The sequence below is a fragment of the Flavobacterium suzhouense genome (assembly GCF_042684765.1).
In the GTDB taxonomy this organism is placed as follows: Bacteria; Bacteroidota; Bacteroidia; order Flavobacteriales; family Flavobacteriaceae; genus Flavobacterium; species Flavobacterium suzhouense.
Genome location: NZ_JBHUMD010000005.1, coordinates 1 through 11,665, shown reverse-complemented (window position 1 = coordinate 11,665; position 11,665 = coordinate 1). Strand labels below are relative to the sequence as shown.

Below are 11,665 nucleotides of genomic sequence, written 5' to 3'. Positions count from 1 at the left end.
ATTTCGCAATAAAATTAAAAATCTGCCATACTATGGAATATTTAGATTTTGAACTTCCTATCAAGGAACTTGAAGACCAACTGGATAAGTGTACAATTATAGGCCAGGAGTCTGACGTGGATGTATCTGCCACATGCAAACAGATCGAAGAAAAACTGGAAGAGACTAAAAAGAAAATATATAAGAATCTTACTGCATGGCAAAAGGTTCAGCTGTCAAGACACCCTAACCGTCCTTACACGCTGGATCACATTAAAGCACTTGCAGGAGATACTTTCCTTGAGCTTTTTGGCGACCGCAGCTTTAAAGATGATAAAGCGATGGTGGGAGGACTTGCTAAAATCGGCGGACAGTCATTCATGATCATTGGTCAGCAAAAAGGACATAATACAAAAACCCGCCAATACCGTAACTTTGGTATGGCAAACCCAGAAGGTTACCGTAAAGCCCTTCGTCTTATGAAAATGGCTGAGAAATTCGGTGTTCCTGTAGTAACTTTAGTAGACACCCCGGGTGCTTATCCAGGGCTTGAAGCTGAAGAAAGAGGACAGGGAGAAGCTATCGCAAGAAATATTTTAGAGATGGTACGCCTTAAAACACCTATTATTACCGTTATAATAGGAGAGGGAGCTTCGGGAGGAGCACTTGGTATAGGTGTAGGTGATAAAGTATACATGATGGAAAACACATGGTACTCTGTAATTTCGCCTGAATCATGTTCTTCGATCCTTTGGAGAAGCTGGGAATTTAAGGAGCAGGCAGCCGAAGCACTTAAGCTAACAGCTGACGATATGAAAAAGAACGGACTTATTGATGACATTATTCCTGAACCGCTTGGTGGTGCTCACTACGACAGGGAAAATGCATTTAAAGAAGTTGAAAAATATATCCTTAAAGGATTCAATGAACTGAAAGACTTATCAACAGAGGAGCTAATTGCTCAAAGAATGGATAAGTACAGCAAAATGGGCGAATTCAAGGAATAATAAGCCATAATAGCATTAATTAGTCCGAAGCCCTACGGTTTCGGATTTTTTTTGGGTTATCAACAAACCCACCCCTGTTTATTAACAGGTAATGAGTTAGTTATCAACAGCTACTCTTAACAATTGCTTAACGCAACCCTAATAAAAATTTTTACCTTAGCGATATGGATAATCTCAGAAACGTAAACCCGGTAAAAGTTGATAAGACAACCATTATCAACCTCGAAAAAGGCAAGCTGCCACCACAGGCGCTCGACCTTGAGGAGGCGGTATTGGGTGCCATGATGATTGACAAGAAAGGGGTTGACGATGTTATTGATATCCTGCAGCCGGATGCCTTTTACAAAGATGCCCACAAGCATATTTATGAAGCAATCGTACAGCTTTTTAACGATACACAGCCTATTGACTTGTTAACAGTATCTGCACAGCTTAAAAAGAATGCAAAACTTGAGCTGGCTGGTGGCGATTTCTATCTTATCCAGCTTACGCAAAAGATATCTTCTTCGGCTCACATTGAGTTCCACTCGAGGATTATACTTCAAAAATACATTCAGCGAAGCCTTATCAGGATATCAAGCGAAATTATTGAGGAATCGTATGATGAAACTGCCGATGTATTCGACCTGCTTGATAAAGCTGAATCAAAACTATATGAAGTTACCCAGGGTAACATCAAACGAAGCTCTGAAACTGCACAAAGCTTAGTTATACAGGCTAAGAAACGTATTGAAGAGATTGCCGGAAAAGAAGGTTTGAGTGGTGTGGCAACAGGTTTCCACGATCTTGATAAACTTACTTCAGGCTGGCAGCCTTCCGATCTTATCATTATTGCAGCACGTCCGGGTATGGGTAAGACCGCGTTTGTACTTTCTATGGCGCGTAATATTGCCATTGACTATGGTCACGGAGTAGCCGTATTCTCGCTGGAGATGTCCTCGGTACAGCTTATTACCCGTCTTATTTCGAGTGAAACGGGACTTTCTTCAGAAAAACTGCGTACCGGTAAGCTTGAAAAGCACGAGTGGGAGCAATTGAGTATTAAAGTAAAAGATCTTGAAAAAGCGCCGCTCTATATAGATGATACACCGTCGCTTTCCATTTTTGACCTTAGAGCAAAAACACGAAGGCTGGCATCACAATATGGTATCAGGATGATTATTATCGATTACCTTCAGCTGATGACTGCCGGAGGAAGCGGAAAAGGAGGAGGTAACCGTGAGCAGGAGATCTCGACCATTTCGAGAACGCTTAAGGCATTGGCCAAAGAGCTTAACGTTCCGGTAATTGCACTTTCGCAGTTATCGCGTGCGGTAGAGACCAGGGGTTCGAGTAAGCGACCGCTGCTATCGGATCTAAGGGAGTCGGGTGCGATTGAGCAGGATGCGGATATCGTATCGTTCATCTACCGACCTGAATACTATAAAATTGATGAATGGGATGATGAAGAGCGTTCGCCAACACAGGGTCAGGCAGAATTTATCGTAGCAAAACACCGTAACGGTGGATTGGATAACATCAGGCTCAAGTTCGTGGGAAGCCTTGGTAAATTTGACAACCTTGACGATTTTGGCTCACCATTCGATGAATTGCCTTCGAGCATGAACAGTAATAATGATTTCATCAAGAATCTGCCATCGGCAAATGATGCATTTGGCAGTAACATGAATAGCGGTCCGTCTAACGATGACGATGTTCCGTTCTAAGAAATTGAGATAACCACCTAACCGAACAATATATGGGGAAAACTACACATGACGACTTCGTGATAAGCGAAGCCATACGACAAATGGATGTTAACGGTGCCGAACATATCACTGTAAACGATTAAGACGGCATCATCCATCAACTAAACATTAAACTATAAATGCACCGTGGGAAGCGGTGCATTTTTATTATAAATATGAATATTTATTAAGTCCCGGAGGGACGAGATATTTATAGGAGATTGTAGTGACAAAAGCAGAAGCTCCGGAGGAGCGGCATATAAATAATTTATATACCGCTCCTCCGGAGCTTCTTGTGTACTAGACTTACATATAACTATAAATATGTCGCTTCTCCGAAGCTCATAAGTCGAATCGTAAAAAAAAGCCGCTTTAAAGCGGCTTTTTCAATTATTTTTTAGACTCTTCAACAGATACTTTTCTGAAGTCTTTTAGAAGTTTGCTTAGTTCAAGTGCCGATTTACGAGCTCTTGTTCCAGCTGCTTTGTTACCTTTTTCGATGTGAAGCTCAGCTTCAGCTTTGAATTTTTCGATTTCCGCGTTGATTTGAGAAAACAATTCTTTCATGGTTTGCTTATGATTAAATTAGGTTGCAAAAATAGCGTTTTTGCTGTATATACAAGGGTTTTTACGTTTTTTTGATGTTATTTTCTTCTTAAATTTTTACTTAATTGTTTGTTTTCCTTTCTGATGATAATACGCTTCAATTTCTGTCGTTAGTTTAGTATCTTTGGATTTACTAAAACAATGAAAATGGCATTCAAAAGAATATGTATTATCCTGCTGCTTGTTATGGGGTTTTCGGCGAAAGCTTCTATGATATTGCTGCCTATGGACGAGACTTCACAGCAGAACCATCTTAAGGCTTACGGGATTACCTATTGGGCGCTTGACAAAAGCTATAAGGCTAACTGGCTCCTGAATTACAGAGGAGGCTCTTTTTTATTGCCGGATGCCGATCAGATTCGTCGTGAATGCCAGATACGTGGCGTGAGCTTTGAAGTACTGAGCGATGGCGAAGCCAATGCGATCCTGGATGAGATAAGCAGTCCGTCGCAAAATATGGAGAATGTAATTCTTGAAAAAGCACCTAAGATCGCAGTATATACACCACCCGGAAAACAACCATGGGATGACGCCGTAACAATGGTACTTACATATGCTGAGATTCCGTTTACTGCCATTTATGACGAAGAGGTACTTAGCGATGCTCTTTTGTTATACGACTGGCTGCACCTGCATCATGAGGATTTTACAGGACAGTATGGTAAGTTCTTTGGGGCATACCGTAATGCACCCTGGTATATTGAACAAAAGAAAGATGCCGAGGCTCTGGCTGCCAAACTTGGTTATGCTAAAGTATCGCAGGAGAAACTGGCTGTTGCTTTAAAAATAAGAAACTTTGTTATTGGTGGCGGATTCATGTTTGCCATGTGTTCTGCAACAGATAGTTTTGATATTGCGCTTTCTGCTGAAGGAGTAGATATATGCGAACCGATGTTTGATGGTGATGCGAGCCAGCCGAACTATCAGTCGCAAATTGACTATAATAATTCATTTGCTTTTAAGGATTTTATATTGGAACGCAATCCGCAGGTTTATGAGTTCTCAGATATCGATACTACCAATGGACGTACCATAATGATGGATAAAGATTATTTTACGCTTATGGATTATTCAGCGAAGTGGGATCCTATTCCGTCGATGCTGTGTCAAAACCATACGCAACTTATAAAAGGTTTTATGGGGCAGACTACTGCTTTTAAGGCCGACAGGGTAAAATCGAACGTATTGGTTATGGGTGAGAACAAACAAACGGGTGAAGCACGTTATATTCACGGCACAAAAGGCAAAGGGATGTTTACCTATTACGGTGGTCATGATCCTGAAGATTATCAGCATAGGGTAGGCGATGCGCCAACGGTTCTTGACCTGCATCCTAATTCTCCGGGTTACCGACTTATCCTTAACAATGTATTATTCCCTGCTGCAAGGAAGAAGAAATTGAAAACGTAGTTTTTGTCGGATGTCGGAAGTCCGATGTTTTTATGTCTGAAATTATAAATAAAAAACGGCTCAATTGAGCCGTTTTTTTATTTTATCACCTTAACCGGCAATCCTCCATAAGCAGAAGAACCGGCAATCTTTTCAAGGTTTACATTTACATTAAGGCTATTGCTGGTGTTTATACCTGAAACATTTACTTTTAAGTCATCACTTGTACGGACCCCAGTGATGTTTACATCCATAGGTGAAGTCGTTTTTACAGTGATACTACCGTCCTCATTTAGTGGAACAAGACCGTATTTAGGTTCGCTTACTGTGGTGATAGGAGTGGTGGTTGGAGCATTGGCGTATGCCTTAGGTATGATATCCAGTTTCTCAAAGGTATTTACGACAAGGCAAAAAGCGATGATGGTCAGGATGATTTTAGTGTAGCGGTCAGTTTTCATAGTTGATGATTTAGGATTGCTACAATAAAAGTAAACAAAAAACCCGCTCATTGCTGAACGGGTTCTTTATGTAAGTAAGAATAAATATATTGTTTATAGACGAATTATTTAACTTGGTTTACGATAGCTGTAAACGCTTCAGGGTGGTTAGCAGCAAGATCTGCAAGAACTTTACGGTTCAATTCGATACCATTTGCTTTAACTTTACCGATGAATTGAGAATAGCTCATTCCGTGAAGACGTGCACCAGCGTTGATACGCATGATCCATAGAGCACGGAAGTTTCTTTTCTTTTGTTTTCTGTCACGGTAAGAATAAGCCATTGCTTTTTCTACCGCGTTTTTCGCTACTGTCCAAACGTTTTTACGTCTTCCAAAGAAACCTTTGGCTTGCTTTAATACTCTTTTTCTACGAGCTCTTGAAGCTACTGAATTTACTGCTCTTGGCATAATTTTACTTTTTTTTTGTAGCAGGCGTCCTGAAATTATTTCGGGAACTTAGTGGCCATGCTCCAGGGTTATTAATTTGTTTTAACCGAAACAGCTATTAGATTAATCTTAATTGCTGTTTAACGCTTCTTTCGTCTGTCTTGTGAACAAGCGCAGAGTGAGTAAGCGCTAGCTTACGCTTTTTAGATTTTTTAGTCAGGATGTGACTTTTAAAAGCGTGCTTTCTTTTGATTTTACCTGAGCCAGTAACTTTGAAACGTTTCTTAGCTGAGGATTTAGTTTTCATTTTAGGCATTTTGTTCCTGTATTTGAATTTACTCTTACTTACTTTATCTTTTTAGTTCTAATGTTTGAAAGTTGTAATGTTATAATGTTACGCACGCAACTTTAAAGATATTTCAACATTTAACTTTAAAACTAAGCTTTCTTTTTCTTAGGAGCGATGAACATGATCATCCTCTTACCCTCAAGAACAGGCATAGCTTCTACTTTTCCCCATTCTTCAAGATCAGTTGCAAGTCTTAATAGTAAGATTTGTCCCTGCTCTTTATAAATGATAGAACGTCCTTTAAAGAATACGAATGCTTTTAGTTTAGAACCTTCTTTAAGGAACTTCTCAGCATTCTTTCTTTTGAACTCGTAATCGTGCTCATCTGTCTGAGGTCCGAAACGTATTTCTTTTACGGTAATCTGCGTAGACTTCGCCTTAAGCATCTTATCGCGTTTCTTTTGTTCGTAAAGAAACTTTTTGTAATCCATAATTTTGCATACGGGCGGTTCGGCGTTTGGCGAAATTTCCACCAAATCCACTTCCTGCTCTTCTGCCATTTGTAGTGCTACAGAAGTTTTGTAAACTCCCGGCTCTACGTTGTCCCCAACAAGCCTTACTTCAGGGACACGGATTGCAGCATTAGTTCTATGCGCATCTTTTTTCTCTACTCGAGGCTGGAAGCCTCTGTTGTTTCTAATTGCTATGGCTTTAAAAATTTAAGTTAAACTTAGAATGCTTTTAATGTTTTATCTATTTCCTGCTGTACTGCAGCAGCAAATTCTTCAATTGTCATCGATTGGTTCGACTTGCCTGAGTCACCGTGGCGACGTACAGAAATCGTTCCGTTTTTCTCTTCTTCCTCACCAACAATAAGCATATACGGCATTTTCTGAACTTCAGCATCACGTATTTTCTTGCCTATCGTTTCGTTACGGTTGTCAATTAGGGCGCGAATTTCGTGATTTTCCAGCAATTGTAAAACTTTTTTAGCATAATTTTCATATTTCTCGCTCAAAGACAATATGATAGCCTGTTCCGGCATTAGCCAAATCGGGAAGTTTCCTGCTGTATTTTCAAGTAAAATCGCGATAAAACGCTCCATTGAACCAAATGGCGCACGGTGGATCATAACCGGACGGTGAAGTTCGTTATCTGAACCCTTGTATGTCAGGTCAAAACGCTCAGGAAGGTTGTAGTCTACCTGAATTGTGCCTAACTGCCACTGACGGCCAAGTGCATCCTTTACCATAAAGTCAAGCTTAGGGCCATAGAAAGCCGCTTCGCCATATTCTACTACAGTGTTAAGTCCTTTGTCGCGTGCCGCATTGATGATAGCGTTTTCTGCTTTCTCCCAGTTCTCTTCAGAACCGATGTATTTCTCTCTGTTCTCTTTATCACGAAGTGAAATCTGTGCGCTGAAGTTCTCAAAACCTAATGAACTGAATACATAAAGTACCAGGTCGATTACATTTTTGAACTCCGCATCAAGCTGATCCGGTGTACAGAAGATGTGTGCATCATCCTGAGTAAATCCGCGAACACGTGTTAAACCGTGTAGCTCACCACTCTGCTCATAACGGTATACGGTACCAAATTCAGCATAACGCTTCGGCAGGTCTTTGTACGACCAAGGCTTAGCATTGTATATCTCACAGTGGTGAGGGCAGTTCATTGGCTTCAGCAAAAATTCCTCACCTTCATTAGGTGTGTGGATAGGCTGGAAGCTGTCTGCGCCATATTTAGCGTAGTGGCCTGATGTTACATATAATTCTTTTTGCCCGATGTGCGGTGTTACCACCTGCTCATATCCGGCTTTTTTCTGTGCTTTTTTAAGGAACTGCTCAAGACGGTCACGAAGGGCAGCACCCTTTGGTAACCATAATGGCAGACCCTGACCTACTTTCTGAGAGAACGTGAAAAGCTCAAGCTCTTTACCAAGCTTACGGTGGTCACGTCTTTTAGCCTCTTCAAGAAGTTCAAGGTACTCGGTAAGGTCTTTCTGTTTAGGGAAAGAAATACCATACACACGTGTAAGCTGTTTGTTCTTCTCATCACCGCGCCAGTAAGCACCGGCAACGCTCATGATCTTGAATGCCTTGATAATACCTGTGTTCGGAATGTGTCCGCCACGGCAAAGATCGGTAAACGTAGCGTGGTCGCAGAACGTAATTGTACCGTCTTCAAGGTTTTCTATAAGTTCCGTTTTGTACGGGTTGTTCTCGTTTTTGTAGAATGCAAGTGCCTCAGCCTTAGTAGCCGAACGCATGTTGAACTCATATTTGCCTCTTGAAATCTCAAGAACCTTATCTTCAATAGCTTTAAAGTCTTTGTCAGAAATAGAATGGTCGCCAAAGTCTACATCATAGTAAAAACCATTTTCGATAGCAGGGCCAATAGTAAGCTTGATACCAGGGTACATTTCCTGTAACGCCTGCGCCATAACGTGCGAAGTAGAGTGCCAGAAGGCTTTTTTACCCTCTTTGTCATTCCATGTGTATAATACTAACGAACCGTCCGTCGTCAGTGGGGTCTTGGTCTCAATAGTTGTACCATTGAAGGAAGCTGATATAACGTTCCTTGCTAATCCCTCACTAATACTCATGGCAACATCCATAGGAGTTACCCCAGCGTCAAATTGCTTGACTGAACCGTCCGGTAATGTAATATTTATCATTAGTAAAAATTTATAAAGCGCAAATATAACGTAATGCCTTTACACATACAATATATATGTTAAGGCATTACGAATTGTTTTACATTATTTTATAGATGGTTAAAATGGGTGGGTTTTGTGGGGAGCTTTTTCCCGCTGTCGCCTTTATCTCTCCGCTACGCTGCGAGGATACCGGCTCTATCGGGGCTAGGGCTTCGCGGTTATCTTTACGTCCTGTCATTGCGAGGAGGAACGACGTGGCAATCTCTTGTGGATATGAGTTTTTCTAGTTGACACGAGGCTCTTTTTGTGTCTTTTAATTATTTAGATATGGGCGTGACGTTCGCACCGGAATTGGGAATCTTATCTATTATTCATTCTCACATATAATATATGTTTGTGTTTTTCAGGTCTGAAAACGTTTGGATGTTGAAAATAAAATATGTTTCCTCTTAGTTCGGCTGTAATGGTTGTATTGTTGTTTGTGAAAGAAATTGTTGTCTGAGGTTCATGTCTTCCTGATGATCCTTTTTGGTAAGAGGATTTTTCAAGTTTCCAGATACCATGTAAAGGGGTGTTAGTGCTGTCACCTGATAATTCGAATTCATGATTTTGGTTTAATGTTAGAATTTCATCATGATTTATAGTTGTTTTGTCAAACCAGACAGGATGGTCAATATGATAATCGCCAATAAATTTACGCTCATCAGGAGTACAGCTAAATAGAGAAATTATTGCCATTAATATAGTTGTAGTGGTGAGCTTGTTCATTTTGATGTAATTGTTTATAGCTTATCAAATATAAGTATTCTGCTGTACTCATGTATAGGTAAATTATTCCCACAATCACTGAATATTGTTTTTATTTGCGATTCCAATAAAACACTATTCAATGACAACAGGAACATTACAATCCAAACCCCATTATCCTATTCTTGACGGACTCCGCGGAGTTGCTGCCCTTATGGTGGTAGCCTTTCATATTTTTGAAACCCATGCTACCAGTCACCTCGACCAGTTCATTAACCACGGGTATCTCGCAGTCGATTTCTTTTTCCTGTTATCCGGATTTGTAATTGGCTATGCCTACGACGACCGTTGGGGAACCATGACGTTGAAAGATTTCTTCAAACGCCGACTCATACGCCTGCAGCCAATGGTTGTAATGGGTATGATAGTAGGAGCAGTGTTTTTCTACTTCCAGGATTCGGTAGTGTTTCCGGGAATCAGCGAAGTCCCGGTATGGAAAATGCTGCTGGTAATGATCATCGGTTGTACAGTATTACCACTACCACCGTCTATGGACTTGCGTGGTTGGGGCGAGATGCACTCTCTTAACGGACCCGCATGGTCGCTGTTTTTTGAATATGTAGGTAATATACTGTATGCGCTGTTTGTAAAGAACTTTTCAAAAACCGTACTTTCTATAGTGGTGTTCCTTTCGGCATGTTTCCTGATCCATTTGGCGGTAACAAGTCCGAACGGCGATGTAATAGGAGGGTGGTCACTTACGGGAGAGCAATTGCATATTGGTTTCGCCCGACTGCTATTCCCGTTCTTTGGCGGATTGCTGTTGCAGCGCATCGTAAAACCGGGTAATATCAGTAATGCTTTTTTATGGAGCAGTCTCTTGGTTATTGCGGTTCTGGCATTCCCGAGGGTGGGTGGTAGCGAAAACCTGTGGGCAAATGGACTGTATGATTCACTTTCGATCATCTTTATTTTTCCTCTTATAGTATATATAGGTGCAAGCGGAACGGTTGAGGGGAGTATGGCGCAGCGTGTGTGTAAATTCTTTGGCGATATTTCCTATCCTATATATATTACGCATTATCCTATTATATATACGTATACCGCCTGGGTAAAAGACAATGATAAGAGCTTTGCTGAGTCATGGCCTGTAGCACTGTTGGTTTTTGTGTCTTCGATAACGCTGGCTTATGCCTGTCTTAAACTCTATGATGAGCCTGTAAGAAAGTGGCTTTCGGCAAAACTGCTACTGAAAAAGGCATAGTAAATTCAAAAATAGATACACTTATATATGTGAATCCCGCTCCGGCGGGATTTTTTGTGTCTATATATAAGGAGCTATTTCCCGCTTTACGCTATATCTGCCTACCTCGCCGCGGCGGGTCGACAGGATGCCGCTTCAATCGGGGCTAGAAAAGGAGAATAAGGATATATAATGTATGTAAGTGCCGTAGGCGCATCCCTTTGTGTGCTTTATCGATTCAAAACAAAGGTCTTTGTGCATCTTTGTGACTTCTTTGTGTTCCCGATAACTATCGGGATTGTGGTATAGTTTTGTATATGACAGGAAGTATTTGGTGTGTGAAAACAAATTTTGCTGCATATTTTTCAGTTAGCGGACTAAAAGAAAGCCAGTTTTTGCATAATTTTCAAAGAATCCGGATTGCTGATGCAAAAAACCTGAAAAAACTTTCGCTTCCAAACTATATAATATCAGCAAGTTAAGTCTAAAGGTTAAAAAAATGTCAAAAAAAGGTTTGTAAAAGTTTGCCAAAGCGGAAAAAGGCGCTACTTTTGCACTCGCAATAACGAAGTAGTTCACTGATATCCTGACAACGTCTTAACCCTTGTGAATAAAGGGATTCTTTGAAAAAAGAAAATAAAAAAAGATGAAAAAAGATTAGGGAGTTAGAAAAACAAGCTTACCTTTGCATCCGCTAAAAGAGCGACGGACTTTGAAAACATGAAACGCATTTTTTACCTTATATGTAAGAGTAGAAAATAACTGAAAAAAAAGTTTTGAAAAAAGCTTGGAAGTAAAAGGAAAAAGATTTTATCTTTGCCCTCCCAAACCGAAAGGTCTGGATGCTGAAAAAGCTTTTGAAATTCTGAATCGGCTGAGTTTTTTAGAAAGAAATTTTTTTTCAAAAAAGCTTGCGTAGAAGAAAAGAAGTTGTACTTTTGCAGCCGCTTTGAGAACGAAAGTTCAGAAGCGAAAAAAACAAGAAGAAAACGTTCATAGACATATTGGATTGACAGCATAAGAGAGAGTAAGAAATACTCGCTTATCATAAAAAAAACATGACCTAGCAATAAAGATCGTAAAAATATTAAAATATACGATGAAGAGTTTGATCCTGGCTCAGGATGAACGCT

12 protein-coding genes are annotated in these 11,665 nt (G+C 40.5%); 4 read left to right on the top strand and 8 right to left on the bottom strand.

Going from position 1 to position 11,665, the window contains the following annotated elements:
- Nucleotides 1-32 precede the first annotated feature (32 nt).
- Nucleotides 33-986, top strand: coding sequence for an acetyl-CoA carboxylase carboxyltransferase subunit alpha (locus ACFSR3_RS02795; protein ID WP_114757759.1), 954 nt, complete (start codon nucleotides 33-35; stop codon nucleotides 984-986).
- Between the two features lie 164 nt (nucleotides 987-1,150).
- A complete protein-coding gene (gene dnaB / locus ACFSR3_RS02790; RefSeq protein ID WP_114757758.1) occupies nucleotides 1,151-2,692 on the top strand; it encodes a replicative DNA helicase in 1,542 nt (513 codons plus the stop codon).
- Nucleotides 2,693-3,103: 411 nt separating this feature from the next.
- On the opposite strand, the gene ACFSR3_RS02785 is transcribed toward dnaB, so the two are convergent.
- Complete coding sequence (locus ACFSR3_RS02785) at nucleotides 3,104-3,280, bottom strand: histone H1 (protein WP_114757757.1); 177 nt, start codon at nucleotides 3,278-3,280, stop codon at nucleotides 3,104-3,106.
- A 186-nt stretch (nucleotides 3,281-3,466) separates the two neighbouring features.
- On the opposite strand from ACFSR3_RS02785, the gene ACFSR3_RS02780 reads away from it, so the two are divergent.
- On the top strand, nucleotides 3,467-4,729 hold the full coding sequence (locus tag ACFSR3_RS02780; RefSeq protein ID WP_169521403.1) for an asparagine synthetase B: 1,263 nt from the start codon (nucleotides 3,467-3,469) through the stop codon (nucleotides 4,727-4,729).
- 77 nt (nucleotides 4,730-4,806) lie between these two features.
- On the opposite strand, the gene ACFSR3_RS02775 is transcribed toward ACFSR3_RS02780, so the two are convergent.
- From ACFSR3_RS02775 to ACFSR3_RS02750, 6 genes are all read right to left on the bottom strand, one after another.
- Nucleotides 4,807-5,166: a hypothetical protein gene (locus ACFSR3_RS02775; protein WP_379819625.1), complete on the bottom strand. Its 360-nt coding sequence runs from the start codon at nucleotides 5,164-5,166 to the stop codon at nucleotides 4,807-4,809.
- A 104-nt stretch (nucleotides 5,167-5,270) separates the two neighbouring features.
- Nucleotides 5,271-5,615, bottom strand: coding sequence for a 50S ribosomal protein L20 (rplT, locus tag ACFSR3_RS02770; RefSeq protein WP_114757755.1), 345 nt, complete (start codon nucleotides 5,613-5,615; stop codon nucleotides 5,271-5,273).
- 97 nt (nucleotides 5,616-5,712) lie between these two features.
- Nucleotides 5,713-5,910 carry a 50S ribosomal protein L35 gene (rpmI, locus tag ACFSR3_RS02765; protein ID WP_114757754.1) on the bottom strand — a complete coding sequence of 66 codons (198 nt, stop codon included), beginning with the start codon at nucleotides 5,908-5,910 and terminating at the stop codon, nucleotides 5,713-5,715.
- Between the two features lie 122 nt (nucleotides 5,911-6,032).
- On the bottom strand, nucleotides 6,033-6,584 hold the full coding sequence (gene infC, locus ACFSR3_RS02760; protein ID WP_169521605.1) for a translation initiation factor IF-3: 552 nt from the start codon (nucleotides 6,582-6,584) through the stop codon (nucleotides 6,033-6,035).
- Nucleotides 6,585-6,613: 29 nt separating this feature from the next.
- Nucleotides 6,614-8,560, bottom strand: a complete 1,947-nt coding sequence (gene thrS / locus ACFSR3_RS02755) for a threonine--tRNA ligase (protein ID WP_379819624.1) — start codon at nucleotides 8,558-8,560, stop codon at nucleotides 6,614-6,616.
- A 342-nt stretch (nucleotides 8,561-8,902) separates the two neighbouring features.
- Nucleotides 8,903-9,310, bottom strand: a complete 408-nt coding sequence (locus ACFSR3_RS02750) for a hypothetical protein (RefSeq protein ID WP_379819623.1) — start codon at nucleotides 9,308-9,310, stop codon at nucleotides 8,903-8,905.
- A gap of 121 nt (nucleotides 9,311-9,431) precedes the next feature.
- Here ACFSR3_RS02750 and ACFSR3_RS02745 point away from each other — a divergent pair, with 121 nt between their 5' ends.
- Nucleotides 9,432-10,553: an acyltransferase family protein gene (locus ACFSR3_RS02745; protein ID WP_379819622.1), complete on the top strand. Its 1,122-nt coding sequence runs from the start codon at nucleotides 9,432-9,434 to the stop codon at nucleotides 10,551-10,553.
- A gap of 713 nt (nucleotides 10,554-11,266) precedes the next feature.
- On the opposite strand, the gene ACFSR3_RS02740 is transcribed toward ACFSR3_RS02745, so the two are convergent.
- A partial coding sequence (locus ACFSR3_RS02740; RefSeq protein WP_379819621.1) for a hypothetical protein occupies nucleotides 11,267-11,665 on the bottom strand: 399 nt, incomplete at its 5' end.

Excerpts from the sequence above, each read along its gene's own strand:
- dnaB (WP_114757758.1), top strand. The coding sequence starts at position 1,151 with ATGGATAATCTCAGAAACGTAAACCCGGTAAAAGTTGATAAGACAACC.
- rplT (WP_114757755.1), bottom strand. The coding sequence starts at position 5,615 with ATGCCAAGAGCAGTAAATTCAGTAGCTTCAAGAGCTCGTAGAAAAAGA.
- ACFSR3_RS02775 (WP_379819625.1), bottom strand. The coding sequence starts at position 5,166 with ATGAAAACTGACCGCTACACTAAAATCATCCTGACCATCATCGCTTTT.
- ACFSR3_RS02745 (WP_379819622.1), top strand. The coding sequence starts at position 9,432 with ATGACAACAGGAACATTACAATCCAAACCCCATTATCCTATTCTTGAC.
- rpmI (WP_114757754.1), bottom strand. The coding sequence starts at position 5,910 with ATGCCTAAAATGAAAACTAAATCCTCAGCTAAGAAACGTTTCAAAGTT.
- thrS (WP_379819624.1), bottom strand. The coding sequence starts at position 8,560 with ATGATAAATATTACATTACCGGACGGTTCAGTCAAGCAATTTGACGCT.
- ACFSR3_RS02750 (WP_379819623.1), bottom strand. The coding sequence starts at position 9,310 with ATGAACAAGCTCACCACTACAACTATATTAATGGCAATAATTTCTCTA.
- ACFSR3_RS02795 (WP_114757759.1), top strand. The coding sequence starts at position 33 with ATGGAATATTTAGATTTTGAACTTCCTATCAAGGAACTTGAAGACCAA.
- ACFSR3_RS02785 (WP_114757757.1), bottom strand. The coding sequence starts at position 3,280 with ATGAAAGAATTGTTTTCTCAAATCAACGCGGAAATCGAAAAATTCAAA.
- ACFSR3_RS02780 (WP_169521403.1), top strand. The coding sequence starts at position 3,467 with ATGGCATTCAAAAGAATATGTATTATCCTGCTGCTTGTTATGGGGTTT.